The organism is Paenibacillus nuruki, from assembly GCF_963311185.1.
Taxonomy (GTDB): Bacteria; Bacillota; Bacilli; order Paenibacillales; family Paenibacillaceae; genus Saccharibacillus; species Saccharibacillus nuruki.
Window position 1 is genome coordinate 2,625,467 of record NZ_OY725677.1, and the last position, 26,501, is coordinate 2,651,967.

The 26,501-nt window shown below is 35.1% G+C and carries 32 protein-coding genes; 8 read left to right on the plus strand and 24 right to left on the minus strand.

Going from position 1 to position 26,501, the window contains the following annotated elements; all coding sequences use genetic code 11:
• Positions 1–200: 200 nt before the first annotated feature.
• The 6 genes from RCP16_RS11550 to RCP16_RS11575 form a co-directional block, all read right to left on the minus strand.
• Positions 201–1,538: a DRTGG domain-containing protein gene (locus tag RCP16_RS11550; RefSeq protein WP_069326977.1), complete on the minus strand. Its 1,338-nt coding sequence runs from the start codon at positions 1,536–1,538 to the stop codon at positions 201–203.
• Positions 1,539–1,764: 226 nt separating this feature from the next.
• Complete coding sequence (locus tag RCP16_RS11555; RefSeq protein ID WP_069326976.1) at positions 1,765–2,112, minus strand: YlbF/YmcA family competence regulator; 348 nt, start codon at positions 2,110–2,112, stop codon at positions 1,765–1,767.
• Positions 2,113–2,253: 141 nt separating this feature from the next.
• Complete coding sequence (locus tag RCP16_RS11560) at positions 2,254–2,940, minus strand: HAD family hydrolase (RefSeq protein ID WP_137222330.1); 687 nt, start codon at positions 2,938–2,940, stop codon at positions 2,254–2,256.
• A gap of 86 nt (positions 2,941–3,026) precedes the next feature.
• Complete coding sequence (locus tag RCP16_RS11565) at positions 3,027–4,418, minus strand: hemolysin family protein (RefSeq protein ID WP_069326974.1); 1,392 nt, start codon at positions 4,416–4,418, stop codon at positions 3,027–3,029.
• A gap of 62 nt (positions 4,419–4,480) precedes the next feature.
• Complete coding sequence (gene yfkAB, locus RCP16_RS11570; protein ID WP_069326973.1) at positions 4,481–5,614, minus strand: radical SAM/CxCxxxxC motif protein YfkAB; 1,134 nt, start codon at positions 5,612–5,614, stop codon at positions 4,481–4,483.
• Positions 5,615–5,712: 98 nt separating this feature from the next.
• Positions 5,713–7,158 carry a bifunctional metallophosphatase/5'-nucleotidase gene (locus RCP16_RS11575; RefSeq protein ID WP_371748084.1) on the minus strand — a complete coding sequence of 482 codons (1,446 nt, stop codon included), beginning with the start codon at positions 7,156–7,158 and terminating at the stop codon, positions 5,713–5,715.
• 105 nt (positions 7,159–7,263) lie between these two features.
• Here RCP16_RS11575 and RCP16_RS11580 point away from each other — a divergent pair, with 105 nt between their 5' ends.
• The 3 genes from RCP16_RS11580 to RCP16_RS11590 all read left to right on the plus strand — a co-directional run bounded on the left by RCP16_RS11580 (position 7,264) and on the right by RCP16_RS11590 (position 9,998).
• Complete coding sequence (locus RCP16_RS11580) at positions 7,264–7,995, plus strand: molybdenum cofactor biosynthesis protein (RefSeq protein ID WP_137222328.1); 732 nt, start codon at positions 7,264–7,266, stop codon at positions 7,993–7,995.
• Positions 7,996–8,084: 89 nt separating this feature from the next.
• Entirely contained in the window at positions 8,085–9,131 is a 1,047-nt protein-coding gene (locus tag RCP16_RS11585; protein ID WP_137222326.1) for an HD-GYP domain-containing protein, read from the plus strand.
• Between the two features lie 237 nt (positions 9,132–9,368).
• Positions 9,369–9,998, plus strand: a complete 630-nt coding sequence (locus tag RCP16_RS11590; protein ID WP_308640303.1) for a 3'-5' exonuclease — start codon at positions 9,369–9,371, stop codon at positions 9,996–9,998.
• 68 nt (positions 9,999–10,066) lie between these two features.
• On the opposite strand, the gene RCP16_RS11595 is transcribed toward RCP16_RS11590, so the two are convergent.
• The 4 genes from RCP16_RS11595 to RCP16_RS11610 all read right to left on the minus strand — a co-directional run bounded on the left by RCP16_RS11595 (position 10,067) and on the right by RCP16_RS11610 (position 13,060).
• The gene (locus RCP16_RS11595; RefSeq protein ID WP_308640304.1) at positions 10,067–10,393 is read right to left on the minus strand and encodes an MmcQ/YjbR family DNA-binding protein; all 327 of its coding nucleotides are present in this window, start codon (positions 10,391–10,393) and stop codon (positions 10,067–10,069) included.
• Between the two features lie 164 nt (positions 10,394–10,557).
• Positions 10,558–11,481 carry an NADP-dependent oxidoreductase gene (locus RCP16_RS11600; RefSeq protein WP_308640305.1) on the minus strand — a complete coding sequence of 308 codons (924 nt, stop codon included), beginning with the start codon at positions 11,479–11,481 and terminating at the stop codon, positions 10,558–10,560.
• Positions 11,482–11,524: 43 nt separating this feature from the next.
• On the minus strand, positions 11,525–11,932 hold the full coding sequence (locus RCP16_RS11605) for a MarR family winged helix-turn-helix transcriptional regulator (protein WP_308640306.1): 408 nt from the start codon (positions 11,930–11,932) through the stop codon (positions 11,525–11,527).
• 60 nt (positions 11,933–11,992) lie between these two features.
• The gene (locus tag RCP16_RS11610) at positions 11,993–13,060 is read right to left on the minus strand and encodes an alkene reductase (RefSeq protein WP_308640307.1); all 1,068 of its coding nucleotides are present in this window, start codon (positions 13,058–13,060) and stop codon (positions 11,993–11,995) included.
• A gap of 402 nt (positions 13,061–13,462) precedes the next feature.
• Here RCP16_RS11610 and RCP16_RS11615 point away from each other — a divergent pair, with 402 nt between their 5' ends.
• On the plus strand, positions 13,463–13,591 hold the full coding sequence (locus tag RCP16_RS11615) for a hypothetical protein (RefSeq protein WP_275094486.1): 129 nt from the start codon (positions 13,463–13,465) through the stop codon (positions 13,589–13,591).
• 388 nt (positions 13,592–13,979) lie between these two features.
• On the opposite strand, the gene RCP16_RS11620 is transcribed toward RCP16_RS11615, so the two are convergent.
• Entirely contained in the window at positions 13,980–14,183 is a 204-nt protein-coding gene (locus RCP16_RS11620; protein ID WP_308640308.1) for a helix-turn-helix domain-containing protein, read from the minus strand.
• Positions 14,184–14,296: 113 nt separating this feature from the next.
• Between RCP16_RS11620 and RCP16_RS11625 the strand changes: the two genes are divergently transcribed.
• On the plus strand, positions 14,297–14,509 hold the full coding sequence (locus RCP16_RS11625) for a helix-turn-helix domain-containing protein (RefSeq protein ID WP_308640309.1): 213 nt from the start codon (positions 14,297–14,299) through the stop codon (positions 14,507–14,509).
• A 225-nt stretch (positions 14,510–14,734) separates the two neighbouring features.
• Here the strand turns inward: RCP16_RS11625 and RCP16_RS11630 are convergent, their stop codons facing one another.
• From RCP16_RS11630 to RCP16_RS11640, 3 genes are read right to left on the minus strand one after another with little or no spacing between them, the layout of a single operon-like run.
• Positions 14,735–15,106 carry a LytTR family transcriptional regulator DNA-binding domain-containing protein gene (locus tag RCP16_RS11630; protein ID WP_308640310.1) on the minus strand — a complete coding sequence of 124 codons (372 nt, stop codon included), beginning with the start codon at positions 15,104–15,106 and terminating at the stop codon, positions 14,735–14,737.
• Complete coding sequence (locus tag RCP16_RS11635; protein WP_308640311.1) at positions 15,107–15,235, minus strand: hypothetical protein; 129 nt, start codon at positions 15,233–15,235, stop codon at positions 15,107–15,109. It lies immediately after the preceding gene.
• Entirely contained in the window at positions 15,228–16,418 is a 1,191-nt protein-coding gene (locus tag RCP16_RS11640; RefSeq protein ID WP_308640312.1) for an accessory gene regulator B family protein, read from the minus strand. The genes RCP16_RS11635 and RCP16_RS11640 overlap by 8 nt, the downstream gene beginning before the upstream one ends.
• A gap of 143 nt (positions 16,419–16,561) precedes the next feature.
• Here RCP16_RS11640 and RCP16_RS11645 point away from each other — a divergent pair, with 143 nt between their 5' ends.
• Positions 16,562–17,647, plus strand: coding sequence for a hypothetical protein (locus RCP16_RS11645; protein WP_308640313.1), 1,086 nt, complete (start codon positions 16,562–16,564; stop codon positions 17,645–17,647).
• A 185-nt stretch (positions 17,648–17,832) separates the two neighbouring features.
• Here RCP16_RS11645 and RCP16_RS11650 read toward each other — a convergent pair whose 3' ends face one another.
• Positions 17,833–18,585, minus strand: coding sequence for a toll/interleukin-1 receptor domain-containing protein (locus RCP16_RS11650; protein WP_308640314.1), 753 nt, complete (start codon positions 18,583–18,585; stop codon positions 17,833–17,835).
• Positions 18,586–18,684: 99 nt separating this feature from the next.
• Here RCP16_RS11650 and RCP16_RS11655 point away from each other — a divergent pair, with 99 nt between their 5' ends.
• On the plus strand, positions 18,685–19,128 hold the full coding sequence (locus tag RCP16_RS11655) for a DUF4231 domain-containing protein (protein WP_308640315.1): 444 nt from the start codon (positions 18,685–18,687) through the stop codon (positions 19,126–19,128).
• Between the two features lie 148 nt (positions 19,129–19,276).
• Here the strand turns inward: RCP16_RS11655 and RCP16_RS11660 are convergent, their stop codons facing one another.
• Positions 19,277–19,540 (minus strand): hypothetical protein, encoded by a 264-nt coding sequence (locus RCP16_RS11660; protein WP_308640316.1) that lies wholly within the window; start codon positions 19,538–19,540, stop codon positions 19,277–19,279.
• Positions 19,541–19,653: 113 nt separating this feature from the next.
• Between RCP16_RS11660 and RCP16_RS11665 the strand changes: the two genes are divergently transcribed.
• On the plus strand, positions 19,654–20,307 hold the full coding sequence (locus tag RCP16_RS11665) for a hypothetical protein (RefSeq protein ID WP_308640317.1): 654 nt from the start codon (positions 19,654–19,656) through the stop codon (positions 20,305–20,307).
• Between the two features lie 708 nt (positions 20,308–21,015).
• Here the strand turns inward: RCP16_RS11665 and RCP16_RS11670 are convergent.
• The 8 genes from RCP16_RS11670 to RCP16_RS11705 form a co-directional block, all read right to left on the minus strand.
• Entirely contained in the window at positions 21,016–21,855 is an 840-nt protein-coding gene (locus RCP16_RS11670) for an FRG domain-containing protein (protein WP_308640318.1), read from the minus strand.
• 201 nt (positions 21,856–22,056) lie between these two features.
• Positions 22,057–22,377, minus strand: a complete 321-nt coding sequence (locus RCP16_RS11675) for a hypothetical protein (RefSeq protein ID WP_308640319.1) — start codon at positions 22,375–22,377, stop codon at positions 22,057–22,059.
• A complete protein-coding gene (locus tag RCP16_RS11680) occupies positions 22,374–23,075 on the minus strand; it encodes a restriction endonuclease (protein ID WP_308640320.1) in 702 nt (233 codons plus the stop codon). The genes RCP16_RS11675 and RCP16_RS11680 overlap by 4 nt, the downstream gene beginning before the upstream one ends.
• A complete protein-coding gene (locus tag RCP16_RS11685; protein WP_308640321.1) occupies positions 23,068–23,283 on the minus strand; it encodes a response regulator in 216 nt (71 codons plus the stop codon). The genes RCP16_RS11680 and RCP16_RS11685 overlap by 8 nt, the downstream gene beginning before the upstream one ends.
• Before the next feature lie 52 nt (positions 23,284–23,335).
• Positions 23,336–24,517 (minus strand): hypothetical protein, encoded by a 1,182-nt coding sequence (locus tag RCP16_RS11690; protein WP_308640322.1) that lies wholly within the window; start codon positions 24,515–24,517, stop codon positions 23,336–23,338.
• 199 nt (positions 24,518–24,716) lie between these two features.
• Complete coding sequence (locus RCP16_RS11695; RefSeq protein WP_308640323.1) at positions 24,717–25,031, minus strand: hypothetical protein; 315 nt, start codon at positions 25,029–25,031, stop codon at positions 24,717–24,719.
• A gap of 14 nt (positions 25,032–25,045) precedes the next feature.
• Positions 25,046–25,480, minus strand: coding sequence for a phage holin, LLH family (locus RCP16_RS11700; RefSeq protein WP_308640324.1), 435 nt, complete (start codon positions 25,478–25,480; stop codon positions 25,046–25,048).
• Between the two features lie 55 nt (positions 25,481–25,535).
• On the minus strand, positions 25,536–26,501 hold the full coding sequence (locus RCP16_RS11705) for a GH25 family lysozyme (protein WP_308640325.1): 966 nt from the start codon (positions 26,499–26,501) through the stop codon (positions 25,536–25,538).

Below are 26,501 nucleotides of genomic sequence, written 5' to 3' on the forward strand. Positions count from 1 at the left end.
GATGGGTTGCTGTAGTGGGATTAGGATGGATACATGAAATAGGAATTTTGTAAAAAAAGAAGCGCTACAGGTGAGTTGATCCTGTAGTGCTTCTTTTTATTGGACTAGGCGCACTTATACTGCCAAGTGCTGATCGTAAGATATTTTGCTTTGCAAAAATCACTTTTTACTGAAATGGGTCGCACTTATGGTGCCAAGTGCTAGTGGTCAATGGATTGTAAGGTTAGGATACATTTGGCTACGGGTAGTTCATCGTAGGACATTTGGATTTCTAACTTACATGTGCGGCGGCTGGATTCGAGTACAATTGGACGAATGACTACCGCATCTTCAATCTGTATCGGACGTAGAAAATACGTACTCATATTGTCTAACACGTAATCGAATCCACTTAGTAATTTGGCGGTACGTGTTGCTGCTTGGATCATGACTGTTGTTAAGATTCCCTCGGAAATAGTTCCCAAATCGGTAGCCATCTGTGGAGTAATAAAGCCATGAAATACGATACCACCATCTTCATCTTTTTCTTCTGCAAATCCATTCCAGATCAAATGATCGAATGTTTCACCTGTACCTGTATTCGGTTGTTGCTGAGCATCTCTCATCGCTTGCAGTACTTCATGACGGGTCACGGTGCTGATCAATTTGCGATTACGATCGACGATTGGTAAAAAGTCGACACCTTCCCACATCATCGTCTGTGCGGCTGAAGCAAGCGAAGTCTGTAACGTCGCTGTAATCGGGCGACGAATTAATACTTTTTCGATTGGCTGTTCTGCGGGTAGTTCTTCGATTTCTTTTCGTCCTACAATCCCGATCACTCGATTCCATTCATCTACGACCGCTAAGCGTGCATAGCCTGTTTTCTCAGTCATTTCACGAAAATCTTGAGCTGTACTTGAAGCTTTAAGCACTTCTGGCTTCGGCTTACCTGCAATAATATCTTCAACCAGCATAATTTTCTTTTTGATCATTCGGTCAAAAATAGCACGGTTGATCATTGAAGCCACTGTAAACGTATCATGACGGGATAAAATAATAGGCAAATCACATTGATCTGCTAAAGCTTTCACTTCTGTACTCGTGCCGAATCCTCCGGTAATCAAAACAGCTGCTCCATGTTCCAGTGCAAGCGAATGAGCATCTTCACGGTTACCGACAATCAATAAGCTTCCTGCTTCAACATAACGCATCATCGCTTCGACTTTCATCGCACCGATCGCATATTTCACAAGCGTTTTATTCAGTCCACCGCTTCCGCCAAACACTTGACCGCCGACAATCTCAGCGACATCAGCAAATGTAAGTTGCTCTGAGATTCCGCGTGGTTTCTTTTCTACACGTATCGTACCTATACGTTCACGGGTCACTACGATTCCCATATTTTCGGCTTCTTTCACAGCACGATAAGCAGTTCCTTCGCTCACTCCCATATGTTTGGCTAGTTTACGAACAGAAATTTTACTGCCTACTTGTAGCTTTTCAATATGTTGTAATAACTGCTCATGCTTTGTAATCGTCTCATCCTGTTCTTCCAACTGTAACACCACCGTTCTTGATCTGTATCACTCTGAATTGATTATAGCACAAAAACAAGCGCCTCCAACCATAGATATCTGGCTAGAGGCGCTTGTGATGGCACTATTTTGATATATCTTTTTAAAAATACATATGTATTCAAAAAAATATATACTTTAAATTTAGGATAGTTATTCACCTGTTATAATTTCATTATAGCTATTTACTGAAACAGATGATCACGAATTATACGTTGTCGCCGCCGTATAGATCGCTCAAGCTTTCTGTAATAATTTTGTTGATATCTTCAATAATTACACTTAGACGTTGCTCTGCATCGAACAAACGACGAATATTCAAGTTCAAGTTCAACACTTCAAATACTTTTTCCATTTGTTCCATTTCTTCTGGGTTCGGCATATCTCCAGACATCATACGTTGTTGAACTTCCATTTGACGCGTACGGAAATCATCTAACATACGTTTGCTTTCTGGGTCACTTTCGATCAGTTTCATAGCAGCTGTAATATCTTCTACTTCTTTACTTTCACGGATCGATTTCGATAGTTCATTAGCTTTGTCATAAATATTCATTATTGTATCCCTGCTTTCTTTAATATCATTTTTATATTGTACCCAATCATTTGCGATTTGAACTTTTACAGATTAACTGATTTGGTTACAGAAGTAAAATAACGGACACTTATATAGAGGTAAACCCCTTATTTTTATAGGTTATTCTGCTTGATCATAAAGCGTAATTAATTGGTCAAATGAAGTAATAATCACATCCGAACCTTCCAGTTCAGCAGTATCTCCAAAGTCTGCATAATTACAGCCAATCACAACCTGTCCATTCTTTTTGCCTGCTTCAACATCGGAAGAACGATCTCCGACCATCCATGCTTCGGTCACATGATGGGTAGTCATCAATAATTTCACCAGATCGACTTTGGAAGCCGTATTGTACTCTCCAGCACTGTATACTCCTTCAAATAAAGGCGTTAATTGATGAACATCGGCTGCGCCTTTAACATAGCCTTCTAGACCATTACTCGCTACAAACAAACGTACACCTTGATCATGCAAATACTGTAGCGTTTCAGTCACTTGTGGATACATTGCAGAGATGCCAGCTTCCATTTCGTCTAATTGCAATTGTAACAATAATTCATTCGCTCGTGCCACTGTAGGCGCTCCAGCACCTGGAATAACACGTTCCCAGATATGTTCTAACAACATGCCCAGACAGCTCAAAATAATTTCTTCTGGTGGCGTTTCTCCGTAATATAGACCTTCTTGTTTTAATATTTCAAATGTTTTGTGATAGGCAGGTAAAAGAACCGTTTCTGTCTGAAAAAGAGTACCGTCCATATCAAACATCATCGCTTGAGGCTTGTGTAACTTCGGCTGTTCATTCATCAGTGTAGCTCCTATCTCTATGTATGATGGGCAGCATAACACTGCCCTCAAATCAGGTCTAACTTATGGTATAGCACAACTATTATTTAATCGGAATCATTGTCGTGATCGTTATCATCATCTTCAATCTCAGGAACAGGATAAATACGTACACGCATAATGCGCAGACGTTCCGCTTCAGCCACTTCGAATGTGACGCCATCCAGTTCTACTTTACCGCCTGTTTCCGGTACACCTTCAAGCTCTTTAAACATCCAACCACCGATTGAATCGACTTCATCATCATCGATCTCAACACCACTTAACTCATTGACATCTTCGATCAACATCCGTCCATCGACTGAAATGGTATCCCCATCTCGTTCCAAATCAGGTCGTTCATCTTCAAACTCATCATACAATTCGCCTACGATTTCTTCCAAAATCTCTTCTGCGGTTAAAATCCCTGCGGTTCCACCATATTCATCGACAACTAATGTCAATTGAGAATGATTTTTCTGCATCATCTGTAAAACATGACTAATTTCCATTGATTCAGGCACATTCAAAATAGGTCGTGCCAGCGCCACTAAATCATACGGTTGGTTTACAGGAGATAATAATACGTCTGTAATATGCACAAAACCGATAATTCGGTCTTTATCTTCTACGGCTACAGGGTAACGTGAATGTTTGGTTTCATTGATAATCGCCAAATTTTCTTCTTTGGACAAATTCGTATACAAACAAGTCATATCGGTACGTGGCAACATGACTTCACGAGCAAGTAAATCAGAGAACTCAAAAATATTGTTCATCAGTTCCATTTCGCCTTCATCAATCACACCGCTTTTGGCACTTTGATTCATCAAAATCCGAATTTCTTCTTCCGAATGAGCAGCTTCGGCTTCATTAGCAGGTTCAATACCTACTGTACGCAATACAGCGTTAGCAGCTGCATTTAATACCCAGATAAACGGGAAAAATACACGGTAAAAGAATAATAATGGTGCTGAAAGCAATAACGACACGCCTTCTGTACGCTGAATCGCTAATGATTTTGGAGCCAATTCCCCTATAACGATATGTAGAAATGTAATTACAGCAAAACCAATAATAACGGAAATCGTCGTAACTAATGGAGATTCACCGAATCCTAACTTATACATAATTGGTTCGACAAGTAATTCCGAGATCGCAGGCTCACCAATCCAACCGAGTCCAAGAGATGCCAGCGTAATCCCAAATTGGGTAGCTGATAAGTAAGCATCCAGCTTCTTGTTGACCTTAAGCGCGTATCCTGCAAGCTTGTTGCCTTCACTCTCCAATTGAGTCAAGCGAGAATGACGTACTTTCACAAGTGAAAATTCAGCAGCTACAAAAAAGCCATTTAAAAATACGAGCAGTAAAACCAAAGCCAAATTCAATACTAAAGTTCCTATCTCAAACTCCGAATGGCCCAACCAGAACGCCCCATTTCTTCCATAGTTAATCAGCATTCTGCGTTATTCTGTTGTTGTCTCTATTTTACTTCAGTGGATAACGCAAAATGCTTATTGAATTACAAAATAGCTTGTCGTGATTTAAAATCTGTATCTTTGTAATACATATCTGCAACTAATAGATTCGGTCCACAGCAAGATGCAATATCACAATGGCAATTGACAGTCTGATTTAACGGATGATTGTTACTCCATTCGCTAAATACATCGTCAAGCTGACTATGAGACACATTCCCAAACGCTGGAATCGCTGCAAAATCGGTTACAAATACATCACCTGTAAACATATTCACATTGACCCGATTACGTCCATCTGGATCATTACGGACGGTAACATTAGGTTCACGACGCAGACGCTGAATCAATTGACGATCTTCCACTTCTGAATTACAAGCAAAAAACGGCAATGTTCCAAATAACATCCACATGTCTTGATCCCGATGATCCAACAGATCATGAATCGCTGTGCGGAATTCAGCCAGTGAAACTACAGGTAGATTAGCTGCAAAGTCAGCCGCATACATTGGGTGAACTTCATGACGACGGCAACCCATTTCTTTGATCAATCGATGAATCTCAGGCAACTTGTGATGAGTACGATAATTGATCATCGTCTCTGCCGAAATAAACATACCGGCTTTGCTTAATATTTGAGAATTTTCAATCATTTTATCATACATTTTGACAGCGACTTCACGAGGAACAGGATGTCCGCTATTTGCAAAACCCACCTCATGAAAATCATCCACCGATGTATAGTTAAATGAAATATGCATCACATCTAAGTACGGCAATAATTTCTCATACCGACCAATATCCAATGTTAAATTAGAATTGATCTGCGAACGAATACCACGCTCACGCGCATATTTAAGCAAAGGCACGATGACTTCATCCACCGTTTTTTTGCGGAAAGTCGGTTCACCACCTGTAATACTGATCGTCTGAAGATGTTCTACTTCATCTAATCGTTTGAGCATTAAAGGTAAAGGAATCATATCAGGTTCACGCATGACCAGTGAATCTCCAACCGCACAATGTTCACAACGCATATTGCACAGATTCGTCACCGTCATCTCGACACTGGTTAACGTATTACGTCCAAACTTGCGAAGTGATAGCAACGGGTCCCACGGATCATAACTTGGGGATAACTCTTTGAGTGGCCATTCACTTCTTTGTATTACTGTCATTTGCTTTCACCTTATTTCATGTATTAACCTTAAATCATGTATTGCATAACGTTCTTTGACTCATTAAATATGCAAAATATGACGCAAGATCTCATTTATCATACCATAAACCATCGTTTTTCGGCAGACGCTAACGCTGCTCCTGGTGTCTGTAACTGCATCCGTAATAGATCGCGGATAAATTCAGGCAATATATATTTGACCTCGTTACTTTCACTAAGCGACATATATCCAATCCCAAATGTAAACATATCCAGACAACCTACACTGTATTCTTTCTCAGCTTCGAGCGGTTGATCCCCTAACTGAATATGAGTAATACGATCATAAGCTGGTCGTGATAGATCATACGAGATATCAATGCCATCTACACAGAGACAACCTAATACTTTACCTCGAAAACCAAATCCCATAATCGTTTTGTGTGTAAATTCAGGCAACAATGATTGCTCTAACGCTAATTTGATCTTTTTTCCTTGAAGCAAGGTTACACACGGATTAACAGGCGATGGACACAGACGATGTAGCAGACCTTCTGTCACTTCTCCTGCGGGCAGATCAGCCAGTAGTTGACCTGCATTCACGATCGACAACTCTGCCCCTGTAAATTGACGTACAGCCTGTGCAAGCAAATTGCCAAATGGAGACTCTGTTTCGTAATTAATTTCAATAGGTGCTTCTAACATGGCGACTGTACGATTCATACGTTCTTCTGCACGTTGTCGATGAAGAACAATCGCATTTTCGATAGAGACATCTCGTTCCATATTTTCGGTGATTGGAATCAATCCACCATCCAGTAGATGAGCACGCGCGCCTTGTGTATCTTTTTTCCAGACCATTTCTCCGATATACTGACCGAATTTGCCTGCGGCTCCAAGTACCGTTGTCCCGATCCACAGCGGACGATCTAGCACATGGTGACTATGCCCTCCCAAAATCACATCGATCTCAGGTAACTGCTCCGCAAGCTTCTGATCGGTCGGTAATCCCAAATGAGACAATACAACCAATAAATCTACCTCGCCCCGTAGCTTGGCTACCCATGGCGCTAGACTGGATATAGGATCACTAACATTCCAACCTAAGAGTTCATAATAATCGCTATATTGCGCTGTTGCTCCGATAAGACCTATTTTCCATGTTCCTTTGTGAATAATCCGATGTGTCTCCATCCATACAGGCGGAACACCACTCTCTATCTCTTCTACATTACTACAAATAATCGGGCAGCTAATACCCGCATACGCTTGATTCAATAATTCTGGTGTATACGTCAGACCTTCGTTATTACCGATCGTTATCGCATCATAACCGGTCATATTGATAATATCGATATTGGCTCCACCTGACGATCCTTCTGTCTCGATAGACATCCGATCCATATGATCTCCAATATCCAGTACCAATAGTTGATCTTCACCACATTGTTGCTTACGATCAGCTACTATCGCTGCAATCGCACCCATATTTTCAAAATGACTATGGATATCATTCGTGTGTAATAGTGTTAATGTATCTTCAACTTCATTCATGTCTATCATTTGTATATCCTCCTGCATCCGATCCCTTGAATTAGGGTTATAATAGCTATATGAACTTATGATATATTAAAGAGATCCAAAAAGCACATGGAGGCGTTTAATACTATGCAACAATATACTATCCGATTATTTGCAGGTCTTGCTGAACGTGTTGGCAAATCGCAAGTTATTATAGAAGTTCCGCAATCTCAGGACATATCAGTCGCCCAAATGAAAGAACTTTTGTCTGAGCAATATCCTGATGCAAAAATAATGATTCAAGGAGCCTTCGCAGCTGTTAATCAAGAGTATGCTTTAGCCGATAATATCATTAAGCCTGTGGATGAAATTGCTTTGATTCCTCCTGTATCCGGTGGCTCAGGAATAGAACCTAGCACTTCACAGACAGCGGACGGTTTATACCTCATTACCAGTGAGCCCTTACAAGCTGAAGAAGTGATCGCTAAAGTGATTGATCCCAATCACGGGGCAACACTCACGTTTATCGGAACCACTCGTGAAATGACAGGTGCTATGCAAACTGTTCATTTAGAATATGAAGCTTATATACCTATGGCACTTCATCAGTTACAGAAGATTGGAGATCATATTGCATCCACATGGACAGGAACACGTTGTGCGATCAGTCATCGTATAGGAACTGTTGGCATAGCGGAGACCAGCGTGATTATTGCTGTCTCTTCTGCTCACCGCAATGATGCGTATGAAGCCAGTCGATTTGCTATAGAACGTCTCAAAGAAACCGTACCAATTTGGAAAAAAGAGATCTGGGCAGATGGTTCAGAGTGGAAAGGGGTTCAGACAGGTCCTTGGAACCCTACTCAGCCAAAATCTTGAGCTATAGGAACTGATTTTAACCATTGATCCTGCTTTTTTTTCCTGATATGATACATTTACAATTTGTTTAATAAACGGGGTGCCCACTATTGAGAGTGCATGTTACCGATTTGAAGCCGGGAGATACGCTTCTTAGAGATACATTCAATACATTCGGCATTCATATTATGCAAAAGGGCCATACTCTTCAGCGGGAAGATATTGCCAAGCTGCTACAGCATGGTGTGGATGATGTCGACATTGAAGAAGTTTTCTCAGAACCTGCCGATATTAGCCAATCTTTATCTAGCCATCCCCTTCAAGATGCTAAAGTTCAATTTAATAGCGCTTTAGAAGGATTTGAAGATTTATTTTTGAATGCTGCGGCGCGCGGAGAATTCGATGGCAGTCAAGTAGATGCCAAGCTAGAACCTTTACTTACAGAATTACAAGAACAAAAAGATGTCGTATCTGTTTTACTTTTTCTCAACGATGATAATAATTATACCTATACTCATTCTCTTCAAGTAGGGATGTTATCTTATTATTTAGCGACATGGATGGGATATACAGAACAAGAAGCATATCAAGCAGGCAAAGCCGGTTATCTACACGATGTAGGTAAATCCAAAATACCGAGTCATATTTTAAATAAACCCGGTCGGCTAACTACAGAAGAATTCGAAGAAATGAAGCGTCATACGATTTATGGTCATGATATCATTATGCAATCTACAGGAGATAAGATCAGTGCAATGGTTGCTTTGCAACATCATGAACGTATGGATGGCAAAGGATACCCTCATGGACTTAGCCTTGATGAAATACACCCTTTATCACGTATTACAGCTGTAGCGGATGTATACAGCGCTATGACGACAGCACGAGTGTATCAGACCAAACAAGAATTGTTACGTGTATTGAAAGAACTACACAAAATGAGCTTTGGTCAATTGCACGCCGAAACCGCGCAAACGTTTATCCGAAATATGTTGCCTAATTTTATAGGCAAACAAGTATTGCTCAGTTCTGGAGAAGTTGGTCAGATTATTATGACTAACCCATCTGACTTCTTCCGTCCATTGATCAAAACGGATAAAGGATTCACAGACTTGGCGATGCAATCGAATTTGGATATTGAAGAAATTTTTATGTAAGTTATTCATGTCATTGTTCAGACTTAGCTGAGAGTGAGTTTATATTCTCAGCTATTTTTGTGTTTTTATATCTTAGAAGTGTGGCTATGTTAATTGTTTATAATCAATTTACACCTATTCATTGTTCTAAAAAGTTCGTAATTTGAAGATAAACATGAAATAATTAAAAGATGTACTAATTGATCATGAATCAACAAAGAATATATAGCATCACTTTAGATAGGAGTGTAGATCATTATGGATTTTGTTACTGTTGACTTCGAGACTGCGAATTCCAGCCGATCTAGCGCCTGTTCCATCGGTATTGTGGAAGTCTCTCAAGGACAAATCGTTTTTGAACAAGAATGGCTTATTAACCCTAATCAACATTTCGATCCTATGAATATCAGTATTCACAAGATTACGCCTGCGATGGTCAAAGGACAGCCGACTTTTCAAGAGTTATGGCCAACACTATTGCCTTTTTTTGAAAATAAATCGATTGTGGCGCACAATGCTTCATTCGATATGAGTGTGTTACGTTATTGTCTAGATCATGCGCTACTGGATTATCCTGCTTTTGACTATTATTGTACGTATCTGTTCAGCAAAAAAATACTGGCACATATGCCTTCTCATAAATTAAATGTGATCTCGAACCATTATGGCATTACTTTTAACCATCATGATGCACTAGAAGACGCGCGAGCAACTGCCAAAGTATTATTGAAGTTGTTGGAACAAGAAGAGCAGATCAATCCCGCAGAACTTGCCAAGGCACATGGGTATCAGATTGGTCAGATGTATGCAGGTGGGTATACTTCTTTCTCAGCTTCTGCTGGGAAGAGCAAAAAGAAATTCGCATTCCGTCCTAACACAAGAAAATAAAGATAGTTTATTTCCCAGATACGAACCATTCACTTTGCCTTTATAGATAAGGACTGTATAACAGAATATTACTTGGTCATTTCATAACTGGTACTGATTAAGTACTTCATATCTTTTGCCGAAATAGAACCGTCCAATCTCAACGAATTCCAATGGTCTTTGTTGAGATGATATGCAGGTATGATAGACTCATATTCTTCGCGCCACTGCTCGATCATACCCGGTTCACATTTCACATTGATCCAGATATGATCTTCTCTTTCAAAAATCCATACGAACGTTTTTTTGTTGTGCTGGTGTCTGATTAAAGTCCAGTTGTCATCTTTAAACGGATGATCTGCATATACATTATCGTATGCCATACAGTAATCTATCGCTTCTTGCCTGGTTTTCATAGTAGTTCATTCCTTTTTAGTTAAAATAGATTTTAATAATCGACATTCACTATGAAAAACAATACAAAAAAAGACTTGTCGATATACAAAGTAGTGAAACTTTACCTAGCATAAAGTTCCACTACTTCTATCGTCAAATGATTATGTTAACAATAAATATTCTTTTAGATTTTCAAAAGAATTCTGCCTCTACCTCGTCTACTCTCACTTCTTTGCAAAGCTTCTGAAGCATCTTTCAAATCGAAAATACTATCTATTTCTGTTTTTAACGTTTTGTCGGCTATTAAACGGGTGATGATCTCCAAATCGGTTGGTGTAGGGTTTTGAGTATTAAATTTGGCGGTGACATGATGCAAGTCCGCATTCTGTTGTGAAGGTTGTTTTACTAGAGATACCAATATCCCTTGTTCTTTCAGTAAGCTCCACGATTTATCTTCTGTTTCTCCACCCACCAGATCCACGACTACATCTACTTGATCAATTTCTGTTTCAAACAAAGTAGTTGTATAATCAATCGCCTGATCTACACCTAATTCTTTGATAAATTCAATATTGGAAGTAGATGCTGTTCCGATCACAGTAGCCCCTTTCCATTTAGCCAATTGGACAGCATATTGACCTACACCACCTGCGGCTGCATGAATAAGTACCGTCTGACCTTTTTCTAGATTTCCTTCTGTGAATAAAGCTTTCCAAGCAGAGTCTGCACCACCTTTAATAGTCGCTGCATCTTCAAAGCTCAGATGATCTGGCATTTTCACTAATTGGTTGGTTGCAGCTACACTGTATTCAGCATAGGAACCATTAGCGATTCCAAAGACACGATCTCCAGGTTGGAAGTCTGTGACGTCAGCAGCTACAGATACAATTTCTCCTGCCATAGCGTTACCCGGAATATAAGGAAACGAAGTTGGGAATACCGCTTGGAGCCAGCCATTACGAATTTTAAAATCTAACGGTATAACAGACGCATATTTGATCTGTACAAGCACTTGTCCGGCTTGAGGAATAGGGATATCTATACTTTTTAATTCCATGACTTCAGGTCCACCGTAATTAGAAATAACAATCGCATTCATTTTTCCCATGTGGTCATCTCCTTGTATCTTGATTGAATTTTTTATTTCTTTGTTATAACGTGTCGTCGATATCTAAAAAGGCTTCTACGTTGGCAGTCATCTGGTTAGAAATGCGTATAAACATTTTCAATTCTTCTTCTGAAATATCTTTTAGAGTAATGTCTTCTAAGGCTTTCCATACTTCGGCAATCTCATTTACAGCCTGTCTACCTTTATCTGTTAACATGACGTTTGTAATTCGTTTATCTTCTTCGGATCGCTTTCTGATAACAAATCCACCATCTTCTAAGCGCTTTACCGATTTTGCGACTGTCGAATGATCCAGTCTTAATGTTCTTCCCAAGCTATTTTGAGATTGCCCATCTTTGTCACCTAGCTGCATCAACATAATTTCTTGTCCCGGATATAATCCGATTTTGCGTAATAACTGCGCCGCCAATCCTCTATGTGATCGTGCCAAAGCAAATATAGAAAAATTAGCTGAATAACTTGAAATGTCAGATGATTGTGTCACGTTATATCACTTCTTTTCTTTTAGTGTAGGATAATTAGTATATCCTTCACGACCCCCTGCGTACAATCCATTTGGGTTAAGTTCGTTCAGATCTGTACCTTTTTTCAATCGTTCTACAAAGTCTGGATTAGCGATAGCCCAACGACCTATAGGTGCGATATCTGCCAGATCATTTTCGATATCTGTTCCAATATCTTCTAAAGCGCGATCCGGTCGATTAACGAGTAAAACCGATTTCCATGCTTGGCGAACTTCTTTGAGAAATTCATCATTTTGATTGGATACGATATGCAAGTAAGCGAGATTCAATGCATTCAATTGGTTCGTTAGATAAAGGTACAACTCTTTATTAGCATCTTCTTCCACGATTCCTCCAAGAGCCATACCCGGGGAAATCCGAAAACCTACACGATCTGCTCCAATCTCTTCTACAACAGCAGTTACGACTTCTAAAGCAAAACGAACACGATTCTCAATCGTACCTCCATACTGATCTGTTCTATGATTAGCATTGTTGGCAAAAAACTGATGGAATAAGTAGCCACTTGCTCCATGAATTTCGATACCGTCTGCACCCGCACGAATCGCCGACGCAGCAGCATGACGAAACTCTTGAATCGTACGTTCAATTTCTTCTATAGTCATTTCTTTAGGAATGGGAATATCTTTCATTCCTTCTGCTGTAAACATACCTACTTGAGGAGCAATAGCTGAAGGTGCCAGTGCTTGACGATGATGTGGCGTATTATCGTGATGAGACATTCTTCCGACATGCATCAATTGAATATATAGATAACCGTTATTTTCATGCACTTGATCCGCTACATTTTTCCATGCTTTAATATGATCTTCTGTATAAATACCTGGAGTTGTTAAATACCCTTGACCATCATCAGAAGGTTGCGTTCCTTCACTGATTAAAAGTCCAAGTGAAGCTCGCTGAGCGTAATACAGAGCCGCTAAATCGCCTGGTCTTCCATCTGCATGTGCACGACTTCGAGTCATCGGTGCCATGGCTAATCGATGATTAAGTTTCATATGACCTACATTTATAGAGTCCCATATATTTTTCATTTCACATTCCTCCAATATATTTATGTTGCCGGCAACTAAATAATACTATAGATATATGTGGTTGGCAACACATATATTAAAAATTTTCAAGATATTCTGAAATTGTTTATTTATATTAAGTATATTTATTCATTGATATATCTCATCTATGTCAAATAAAATAGTCGCTTCCTTAGAAACAACTATTACAATTCCAATCCATTATTCAATTCGTAATATCCCTTAATTGATGATTGCTATACGATCAATTCTCTCTTGCTTATATTGGATCTTCGTCATACCTCTCTATTTTACTTATGTCTGGTTAAGATAAAATATCTCTTACTCATATATTACATATACTTCCATTAGATATAATTATTTGATATAGTATTTTTTAATCTAAAGAAAGAGGTGTTACATATGAAAAAATATTTAGCTATTTTAGGATTAACTGCTATTCTTGCTTTGTCTGTAGGTGCTGTTGCTTCAGCCGCTGAGCCAGCTGGTTGTTCTTCTCAATCAAATGCCTTTTGTTGGACAGATCTTTAGACTAACCGAGCTGAGCGCTTTTGCTCAGCTTTTTTATATGTAGATCAAAAATAATTAACTTAGTCCATATAAAAATACATTTATTTAACAAAAAAAGGGACAGAATCGGGGCAATCCCCTTTTCTGTCCCTCTTTTCAATTCAAAATCCTTACTATAAAAGGAATTAACCGATAGAACCTTCCATCTCAAACTTGATTATTTTCTTTAATCAAAACCTTTTAATTCATTTAGAAAACCCAATATTATAAGGAATTTTCTAATTAGTCTTTTCAAAATAAATCAAACCTTTTTAAATTTATCGGGGCAATATTGGGGCAGAAAAAATTCTAAGTAGATCATCTACTTAGAATTTTTTACATCCGCATATTTCATATATAATGAAGCAATTTATTGAAAAATATTAAGCTTTGAACTTTTCTCATAAAAAATAAGTAAATTTACAGCTGTATGAACTGGAGTTTTTCCGAAATCATCTTCATACGTTTGAAGTTTTCGCTTTGAAATATTCACTTTTGAAGCTACAATTTCTAGGGTCATATTTTTAGACTCTCTTAATAATTTAAAAAGATTTCTATTATAGTTTAATTTCATAGGTAATCCCCCTAATTAATTTGTTCTGTAAGTGTTCTCATTTACTGGTTAGGGGTCGGATGGTATAATCTTCATGGGTTTGTGCCCTCCTTTCTTCGAAGAAGGAGCTTAAAATGATCAAAGTATCTCGTGGGAGATGCTTACTACAACATTGGCTTGATCGGCGCGATATGTCACAAGCCGAGTTTTCCAGACGTACTGGTATTCCGAGAAGGATGATTTCTTTCTACTGTACAAACACTAAGAAAATGAGTCTTGAAGCAATGTATATGGCTTCTCAGATTTTGTCTGTGCATATGGAAGACCTTTACGAATGGGAATATTGAAGTAAGCTTTGCGGTTGCCGCCGCACTCCTTTGAGATTTTGAGTACCTATAGGTACTCTATATGTATTGATCTTAATAACTACTCTTCGATTCTCAACTTCTTACTTACAAATTAAGTCTATCATGTCATATATGTAATTATTGTCGAAATATGACATTGATCTTCACAAACTCATACTAGTATAAGTTTGTGTTGACATATACTTTCTAAAATGATAATAGAGCCTATTTTTTAGGCTCTATTAAATGTTTTAATATAGGTTTACGACTATATGCAACCTCAATACGTTTATTACATTCTTTAAAAGACACCATTAATCTCCATTTTAAATCTTCTACAGTCTCTACGTTATGCATATTTACCATTGTACCAGTATCAAGTTTGGTTAGAAATGTAAGACCATATTTAACTTCTTCCATCGTAAGTGTAGCTTGATAAGAAGCTGTCTTAGTATGAAATCTAGGTATTCTATAATTGGATTTAGGAGAAAACATATCTACATAAAGTATGTCTCGTACGAAAAAAAATTCAGATTCTCTAGTTTCTAAATTGGTTCCGTACATTTCTCTTTCCCAAAAATCTATAGCTTCTGTCATTTATTTTTTATCCTTCAATGCTTTTGGAAGCTTTTGCGCTCCGATCAAACCTTTACGTTTTTTAGCAGATTTGTAAGCATTTCTTTCTAAAATATCTCCGATTCTTTTATATACAGTTTTCTTATTCAATCGCCTTACCTCCCTTCACATAATTCCACACAGGCAAAATCAATAATGCTTGTAGTAAAAAGGTGAGTGCTAGTACAGAAGATGAAATAAATAAATTCATACTAACCATAATAACGGAAATCATTTTAAAATAATTAGATTTTTTTTCAGAAGTAATCAATTCTTCGAATTCATTAGGAGCATAAAGCAGATACAAAAGTAATGCGATGATTGTGATTATTAAAACAACGTTACTATTGATATTGATCAAAGCTATTATCGTAAAAAGTAATCCAGAAATTAGTGCGCACCAGGTGAGTGATTCCATATGAACCCCACCTGAAAATTTTCTTATCATTACAAAAGAAGCATACGACAAACATGCTCCAAAAAGATGATCACTAATTAATCCTAATACAGTGGTCGTTATTGCTCCTGTTATATAGTTCAACCAAATACCTAATTCATATCTCATGATTTCAATATTTGAAGTTGGGGAGTGTTTATTGATTTCTACCGCGATAAGATTCGATAGCTTCTCTAACATCGTCGCCCTCCCGTTTTTGGAAAAGTAATAAGAAACAGCAAAGGTTATTAATGTCATTAAAACTAGCCATAATGGATTAGCATAATACAAGATAAACAATGCTAATGACACTGTTGCAAAAGATAACACTCCACTGATCAGAACCATTTTATTTGCAGATGATCCGTAATCTTCTTCTCTAAAAAAATCATGAGGAGGTTCAATAATAAAGGAAAATCCTAAACCTCTAAATTTAAGGATTATACATGCTATGATGGCAAATGTAATAGAAGTTAATTGAATAATATATACATCCAGTCCTGTATTCTGGTGTATTAAATTCTGTTGGAACCCCGAGAGTATAAACAAATAGTATATTGAGAGTTGTAATGAGTAATAAGCTGACAACCCTGCACCTGTTATAAAAGCTGCTAAATGTGTTTTCATTCCCATAGCATACCTTAAGAAAAATACGAATATTAGAAATTGGATAGGAGTATCTAAAACTGGCATTTCAATTTCCATTCTAATAAAAAAAGAAGAGAGTGATATCAATACTGAACACCCAAAAATTAATTGGTGATATCCCCATACAGGCATCCTATATATTTTTAGAATTAATGACATCATTACAAAAGCTTCTAATGTTCCTAATAAAACATAGATAATAGAATCCACTACACACCGTCCTGTCAGTTAATAAATAAATTATACGGTAGAAAAAAGGATTTACAAGAATAATTTGTATAACCCACCAAAAATATAGCATGATATGTCTAGTTCATATATACTATTCTCAAAACCAAAGGGAGAATTTAGAAATGAAACTTAAAAATTACATATTTATATTGATGTTATTTATTGTATCAGGATGTTCTTACCAGAGTGATCAATCATCTAACATAGTGCCCCAACAAAAAATTGCTACTGCCTCTGTGACTCAAAAAATTGAAACTACAGCTACAACAAATCCAGTTCCTCAGAAAAAACCAACAGCAAAAATTATAGAAAAAAAATACCCTGGATATACTATCCTTGGCACTTGGAAATTAGGAGAATCTTTTTCTGACTTACTTCCCAAAATTAAAGATATGAAATATGAAATAGACGGTGAGGAATATGGAAGTACGATAGCTTTTTATGATGATGATCAGTATCTTTACTTCAGAGGTGGGATACTATCTTATGTAATAGTATATAAAAACGGTCAGGGTATTAAAAACGGATCAGTTGTAGGAGATTCAAAAACAAAATTATTGAATACTATGGGAAAACCATTTCAAACATTCTCAGACGGTAATGCTATTTATTATGGTTACGGAACGGATTATTCTGATCCACAATTAGAGTTTAAAACAATCAAAAATAAAATTGTCGAAATCAGCCTAGAGAATTATACAGAAGGCTTTACTGATGAGAATAGAGGTGTATTAATGTACCTCAACAGTATTGGCGATCCAGCTGCCGATTATTATGTATGTAATACATGTAGTGAAACTCCAATAAATCCTGACAGCAATAGTAAAGATAATTTAACTACAAATGAAATGAACAAAGTGTTTACCCAGATTAGTAAAGATATGCGTTCTTATGTCGACTTAGTAGCCACTCAATCTGTAAAACAATCTGATTACCAAAAAGTTTTTACAGATCAGCAATCTAAAATTGAACAAACATTAGATAATGCCGATAAAAAACTAATCTCTACTGAAGATGATAAGTTGGCTAGCCGCCTTAATCTATACTTTACTCTCGTCTATGATGCTTATATTCAAAAGTCTTTATCTTTATCACCTGAGTTATCGAAATACGACAAAGCGCATTATGAAGATGCAGCTTTCACAGCTATTACAGATGCTATGACACTTCATAATAAGATTAATGCGTACATTCAATTAAAGAAATAAAAATAACCCTTCCATAATGGAAGGGTCTTTTAATTTTCAGTAAAGTACTTAGATCCCTCTTTTACATATACTTAGTTTAGCAATAGATCATTGTCTAATCATGTTTTTTCTAAAAATTAATTCATATTTAGTAATAATTAATTTTTATTTCACTTGAAAATATCAAATAAAGAACAGCATATGTTTTAAGAACTCTCCCTATCATTTTTATTTTTAGGAAAAGGCATATTTTTTAATGCTTCCATGAATAATCCATTTGATAATAATTCATTTTTGTTTTTATTATGATTTTCATCTGTAAGGTACTTAACCATTTTATCAGATATTTTATAGTCAATTTTTTCTGTTTTGCTTTTCTCTAAATCTAATACTCTTTTTCTTAAATCTCTAGTATTGTATAAAATTTCATCTAATACGTCCTCATTACTTCTAGTTTTTTCAACTGTCTTCTCTGGTACATTATTAATAATGTCTTCATAGTTTGTTTTAAATTGAGGCCAATAAGTTGTAAATACTTTTGTCAATATATCTAAAGGTAAGGCTTTATCTAATAACTCATTATTTATTGTGGAAACCAAGCGATATATATCTTCTTCTTTAAATTCAGTATGGTTGAATTGAGCCAAAGGCATTTCTATCTCTCTAGCTTCTAAATCTATAAGAAATGTACATACTTTTGTTTTACTCATTTCTTTAGCTAATGCTCCTGCTTCGAATAAAATCCACGGTTTGTTTTTATTCTCTTTTGTTAAACAAATAATTCCTATTGAAGTATCATTTAATTGTGTAGACAAGCTATTAAACCAAACCTCTCCACTACCAATTCCACTAGTAGATACCCAAGGTTCTACGGCTTGTAAAACACATTTAATCCAATCTTTCAATAATTCAGCTACTCTTTGGCTCCTATCTCCAGACCAACTAATAAAAACTTTCATTCTCTTTACTCCTCCTCATTTAACAGCTAAACTAATTATAAGTATATTTAGTTTTTTTTGTAAATAAAGTTATTTTAAACATAAGGAGAATTCAATTTCATGAACGAATATGACTATATGAAAGATCGACTTGAACAGCAAATGAAATGGTATGATGATACCAGCAAAAGTGCACAAAAAACTTATAAATGGCTCAAAAGAATAGAACTTATAGCTGCTGGTTTAATTCCAGTATTATCTATCATTTCTCCAGATAACATATTTTTAATTTTTATTATTGCATTTCTAGGTGCAACTGTTTTGGCTATGGAAGGCTTTATTAGTATAGGCAAGTATTATGAAATATGGACATCATATCGTGATACATGTGAAATGTTGAAGCGTGAGAAACATTTATTTTTAACTAGAGTAAATCCATATAATAATGAGGATAATTTCTTTTTATTGGTAGAAAGAGTTGAAGAAATACTTGCTCAAGAAAAAAACAGTTGGATAAATCTACATAAAGATAAGAAAAGTAATCCTGATGAAAATTCTAATTAAAACAGTTCACCAACAAATTTATCATTAAATTATTTAAGTAAAAAAACTAACCATGAAGATGCAATATTGACAGCTATTACACTGCATAATGAGATCAATATATACATTCAATTAAATAAAAATAACCCTTCCTTTATGGAAGGGTCTTTTAATGTTCAGTAAAGTACTTAGAACCATCTTCTACAGATATAGTTTTATTAGTACCTGGTTGTTTAAGCATAAGGATAGATAACGGATCAGAGCCATCCCATTGAATGTATTCGTCTTCTACAAGTTGATTTAAGCTCAGTTGGATTTGAGCCTTAGATTTACCAGTACTACGTTGTAAAAATGCAAAATTAGGCATCTGACGGTGTTGAGCAAAGTGATTATAGATTACTCTAAATAGCTTTCTTTCTGAATCATCTAACATAGTTAATCCCTCCCATATGGATTATATACGAACTTGAGTTCTATAATATATCTAATAAATTTTATAAAACACATTCAAGTTCCGATAAATTACTTAAGAAGGAGGGTATTTTTTTGAACAAAAAATTAAATGACGAAGCAACAGCAACTAAATACTTAAGAGAACAATATAAAGTAGGAAATTATTTCAATTTAGGATTTGGAGCAATTTCAAAAAAACAAGATCTTTTACTAAAAACAGAATTAATACAAAAAGAAAGTTTTGAAAATCTTAGTAGTATACATTCTGGAACTGAAGCAAAATACGAATTCATGAAACAATTGGGCTTAATAATCACTGTAATAATATTTTTAATAACTACTTTATTTGGAACTCTCTCATTCTATCTACAACAATCTATGAGGAATATCGATTGGACTCATGAAACAATAATGCTTGAAATGAAAGCTAAGGCTGATTTATTGGATAGTTCGGAATGGTTAAAAGAACCTAGTGATCTTTATAAAGCTAAATATGAACTTTATAATGAAAATTTATTACAACAGATAGCATCATTTAATGATCAATTAACAATAGTTTACAAGCTGCACTACAGATTAACTCTAGCTATTTTAATTTTTTTAGCAATATCCTTTAATTTAGTATGGCTTAAATATTCGTGGTTATCTAGTATACATTTTTGTGTGAAAGAAGCATATAAACAAAAAGAGAAGCTACATGACCAAACATTAAAACTTCGTAAAGAAAGACTTTCCCTTATGAAGTAGATTTTATTTGTTATATATAATAAATCAATGTAAATACCTATAGTTATTTGCCTTTGAAGTATATATTGTATTTCTGTTACATATATACTTTAAAGCAAATAATCAGTTTGCCCAAAAATTTGTTGCTGCAAACAAAAATTATAAGAAATATTTATTGTATACAGCAAATCTATCTTAAAAAACATATGTTCTCTATCAATACATACTTATACACTTATAATAGATTCAGAAGGGAGGTGATAACATGCTCTCTTTTTTAAATGAGCTTATTCAATTAGTAATAGGAATAGTTACTCTTATTACTGTTTGGAAAGCTCATAAGTTGAAAAAGACTCCAAAGCGATTGCCGCGCTTTAGAGTCAAGAAGTAACTAACAGAGCTGGCAATTTAATTGCCAGTTCTACATAAACAATTGTACAACAAAATAGTAAATCTGTAATACATAACGTACAAAGTATTTCATCTTTATTTAAAAAAATTTGATTCAGTATGTCTAAACCCCGATTTTACTAGGATTTGCAAATAAAAAAGTGTACTGTACAACGTACACTTTTTTATTTGATGTATTACAATTATATTCATTAAAGGATTGAAAATTCAAATGCTTAAATACATAACATTAGTTATATCAATTCTCTCACTGCCTATTATTCTATATACTCATCTATAAGCCTGTTTAAGCTTAACTGAATTTGGCTTTATATTTGATTAATCTTGATTATATTTTTGTATTTTCAAACACATATTACTATATAATGATGCTCCTTCTAGGTCTGGAAATAATGTCAAATAATTTATGTTCATACGATTCAGCATTATCAATAATTGTTCTCTAATACTATTTAATATTTTAATCTTTACTAAGATCTTTGGAGGTTTACCTTTAGGATTGTTTATTAAATATTTAATATTATTATTTATCCATGTTTCTATATCAATAGAAACAGGACCATTAGAAAAAAGTCCACTTTGACTTACTAATCTGTCATTATCGTCAGTAAAAGGTCTATAAAATTTAATAGTGTCATTCTCTGTAATTGCTTGATTATCTAATGTATCATCTTTTTTTAATTCTTTACATATCTTATTAACACCGTTTCTATTTATAGCATATATTACTCTGTATTCTTCTTCTTTGTTCTTTTCAAACTCTTCTGCAAATGCAAAAAATGCAGCTACAAATGGCGAAGTGGTCCAATCCAATAAAGGAGTTGCTAAACCGTGATGCTGAGCAAGTGCCCATAATTCTTCTTCATCTAACTTATTAGGATTTTTTCCTCTTCTTCCTCTGGAAGCATATTTAAAAGTTCGTAAATGTTTTTTTAATAATCTCTCTCTTTCAAATTTAGTATTAATACCAGATGTGATTCTAGCAAAAGTTGGTTCAAGCTTCCAAGTGAGTGATCTATGACCCCTCCATATATAACTAGAGTGCGGAGCAAAATAATCGATTAATTTTATAAGACTTTGAGTATTAGATACAGTATATTCAATAACACCATTGTTAATTATTTCAGAAGGTTTCATATCTCTCATTCTACTATTCATTACTTTTATCTCCTTAATATGTAAATTATATTCATATATATATAACGGTCACATGTATAAAATTGATGAGAAAAATTCATAAAAAACTTTATTCATATTATTTACTTTGATTATATTACATAGACTAAAAGAAACTATTCCACCTATATTTATTTGTTTAAAAACCTAATATTTGAAATCTTATATTGCTTAGACAAGAGTTTATTTTATGCATATTCTAAATCTATGTATATCTCTAGAATAGTAAACATCTTGAATCTTTACATACTCTGAGGTGTACTTCTGGATCACTCCCCCATAATCAACAATCACATCTACTTCTGTTTCTAATTCTTTCATTACATATACTCTTATCTGGTTGATCGCTGCTGCAAATAACTCTGCATCTGTATTTATTACTTTAAAAACGCTACTATCCATAGGGATACACTCCTTTAATTTAATAATAAAAAAGACTCTATTAGCTATAAAGGCTAAAGAAGTCTTTAATTCTTTCAATACTATTAACTCTGCTGGATTCATGTTTCGTTTTCCATTGCAGGATGATTAGATAGTAAAAATTTTTTAAAGTCTGTATCCAATCTTAAAGCTTTTATTTTAGCATGGATAATTCCTATTAAGCTTTCGCCTTCCGATATAAGTTCAAAATCTTTTTTGTTTATATCGATAATATAAACTTTTTCATTAATATCTTCTTTTAGTAAATAAATTTTTTTGACTAAGCCTACTCCATCGTTCCACCCTTGTCCTGTAAATCCCTTGTAGGAAAATAAAATTCCCAACTTAGCATGATTATGAGCTAACAAAGAATAAAATTTTCCTATCCAGGTAACATCAACTTTCTTATTGTAATTTTTACACTCACTAAGAAACAGATCTCCGGGCAACTTAATAAACTTCTTCAAATCAATTCCAATATGATTTAATTCCAATGTTTGATCAATTTCATTAGTAGAACTTCTAATATTAGCAACAACATCAAAAATACAAGATCTTTTAATTAGAAAAGTCACTATTTCTTCTAAAGCTTGACCTTTATATACAGTAGAATTTTCACTCGTTTTTGAACCTGGGTCATGAACAATTTTTAATTCTTGAAGCAACTCATTGTAACGAATCATATCATTTGAGTCGAGTCTTGTTAATTCTCTAAATCTAGTCGCATCATCATAATAAGCATTTTCAAAATATTCTTTGATAGAGAAACCTTTTTCATTCATCTTGAGTCACCTTATAAATCACTACGATATCTTTCAAGAGATTAAGTTCTTTACCACAATGTTCACATTCACTGTACTCAGGAATTTTATTTATAGTTTCATAACCAATTCCTGTGAATTCATGACAGCTGTTACAATACACTTCATAATATACAGATATTGAGCCTAATCTTCTAATATTTTCTAAAATTTTATAAATATCATTCATAGATAAATTTAAATTGCGAATGAGCATACCAGGATAAATAAACTGATTGACTTTAATTGTCGATAGTATCTCCAATAGTCTCTCTAGTTTCTCCGGCTCCATTAGATTGGAGTCGCTCAAACTCTCTTTGATTTTTGACAATGTATTCGGTAACATAGTCCATCTTCTCCATATCAGATTGTTGTCCGTAGTATTGCCAAAAAGAGTAACCTTGGTTCAGATAATTGTGTTTGAATTTCACCGTTGTATTAGCGTTATCTTTACCTTTCCAAATTAAAGCAATCCAAGGAAGATCAGCGTTTGTTTCAGTTTCAGAAATAAATCCGTCTAATAGTTTTTTAATTTCAGGAGAATAGTCAAATAATTCTTGATTTGCTTTAATTAGCTCTTTTAACTCACCTAATAAAGGAAGAATATAATCTTCATTGATACCAGTATCTAACACAACTTTACCACCAGTTGCTAAATTCATTGCTTGAGAGTGAATATTTACTTCTCCTTCTGCATTTTGTTTAATGTATTCAATCAAAGGCGGAAGACTAATATTTTCAACTTCACAATTAAGATTAGTTTCAAACCAGTTTATAACAAAATCTATTTGATTTTTATAAAAAAATTCATCTTCTTGAAAGTAGGTTTTTGCTCTATCCATTCTGATTTCTAGAGCTCCAAGATGATTAAAATAAACACCCAATACAGGAAATTTCACTTCTTTTCTTTCATTACTATTAGGTTTAGTACCACTTAATAAAATACTGAATTTAAACATTAAAACATTACCTATAGCATATTTAGTAGGTACTGCTTCTTGATATCTATGGTTTCGAATAAGAACATCATGAACATCATCACCTGCAAAAAAGTCGGTAATTTTGCCTTTTTTTTGCAGTTCCTCAATGTCCTTATTTTCAATACTTTTAACAGCAAACAATGCAGAAAATTTGTAAGACTTCAAAAACTCTTCTTTTTCAATTCTTTTGACAACTCTATTATCCTGTTCAATACCTACGATAAGCTGTCTTTCAGAATCTTCTAAGGAGGATAAATCTAAAAAATTCACTTGTTTGGGGTTGGGTCGATTAGTTTTCAGCTTTACAACTTCGTTTTTTTCTAAAGTTTTCAGAATTCTTTCCTGAGCATATTTGGGGTAATTTTCAACTACAGTCGAAGTCAAAATTGATAGATAACTGTCATCTTGAATCGGGATGTTTTCTTGAATATTTTCTTCACTCATATTAGAACCACCCTTCTTTTTTCATTACTAAATATACCATTCAATTATTTATTTTACACTTAATATATTATGTATTTAGTACTAAGTATATAGTATGCTACTATCAAAAACACAAAATGACCCTGTTGACATATGCCAGCAGGGTCTTACCGATGCTTTCGGATTTACATACATTATAAGATAGATTTAAATAACTTGTCTATTGTTCTTTATGATGTTTTTTTATGGTACATAATACGATTCCTGCTTGGCTAGAAAAAACTAATGCTATAATATAGATTATTCTTCTTATTTTACTTAGCAACCATCCTGCTTCACCATAACCTAGTACTTCTAATATACGTCCAAAACTATTAGTCATTAGAATCAGTGTGAATGTCACAACTATTAAGAGTACCGCACGTTCAAACTTATTAGTAGTTGATGTAAAATTTCTTCTAATATATGTTATAAAGCAAGTGATCGCTAACAGAGCAAAAAATAAAGTCAGCATATCTTCAACATTTAAGTTCATATGACCTTCCTTTCTTATCGTTCAAAGACTTTTGAAATAACTTTCTCAGCTGCCTCTTCTAGAGCCTCTTGTGGTGCTGCAATTTCTGTATTAATTACTGCTGTACTGCCTTGCACTTTCGGTATGCCTTCTAGCTTATGCCAAGCTAATTCAATCAGATACTTAATCTGATCCGAAGTTAGACTGATCTTAGCTAATTTCAAAAGTGAACTCATCACTTCATAGGCCTTTTGCGCTTTTCTAGCCCCAGCATCATCTTCACCCGACAGATAATACTTGCCCCACTTTTCTGCTACCACATAGGCTTGCTCTGCTAACCAAGTGACCTTTTGATTCTTGCTTTTAGTACGTAGGTAGTTCAATCCATAGAAAATTCCATAGATCACAGCTAGTGCCAGGATAAAAAGTAATGCAGCATAAATGTTAGTTAGTATAGGATTCCAATTCATTTCATCACCTCATAAGGATATTTAAAAAAATAGATTCAGTACATTGGGCAAGTTGTTATTTTTGGATAGTCAGTGTTTTAGTATCATTGTTCCAATCAAGTTCGCCATTAAATGCTTTCACTAACACCTTGGCTTGTACATAAGTGATACTTCCGATCAGTTGACCATCCATGATTGGTTTACCATTAATCGTTGCTACTTTTGTAATAGCATCAAATTTAACTTGGAAGCCAAACAGCTTTTCCAATTCGCGTATAGGTACATAGTTAATATTGTTGATTAAGACGCCTTTGCCTTGTGCTTTTTCTTTACCGTAGATATAAGTGACATTAGTCTGCACTATCTTATTTTCCTTCACCGGTTGCTTACCATACTTAGCGCGAAGTTGTGCTTCAGTACCATTGAATTCGTTCAGATCTACAGGACCTGCAATTCCTTGTACCTTTCTAGTACCATTTGGTAAGGTTCCTCCATCTGTTCCGTCGCTGTATTGCCAAAAATCCCATTCTATCCATCCTTGAGCCGATTCAGGAACTCTAGTTGCGCTATAACGTGCAATCCAAAGCGGATATTTGCTCAGTCCTGTGAAGTTGCCAATGAAGCTTGGATACGTGTACAGGATCGGTGTCATGCCTGTAAGTCTTTGGATTTCTTCAAGAAAAGCTTTGGCAATCACAGTTGCTTGTGAAGCACTGATTCCAGAAGCTTTAGACTCGTAATCAAGTACAGGAGGTAAATCGATGCCACCAGCAGCTTGGATAGCTGTAAAGAATTTGTTCGCTGCGCTTTTGGCACCTACTACCGTAGTGACGGATTCGTCTAAATAATGATAAGCACCGATCAATAATCCAGCTGCTCGCGCTTTGAGTGCATTTTCAATAAATTTGGTATCGATACGATTTTGAGTAGCTTTGATGAATGCGAATGAAATACCACTTTTAGCTACATTACTCCAGTTGATATTTCCTTGATGATGCGATACATCGATACCTTGAGCGTTTCCTGATCTTCGATTTTGCAT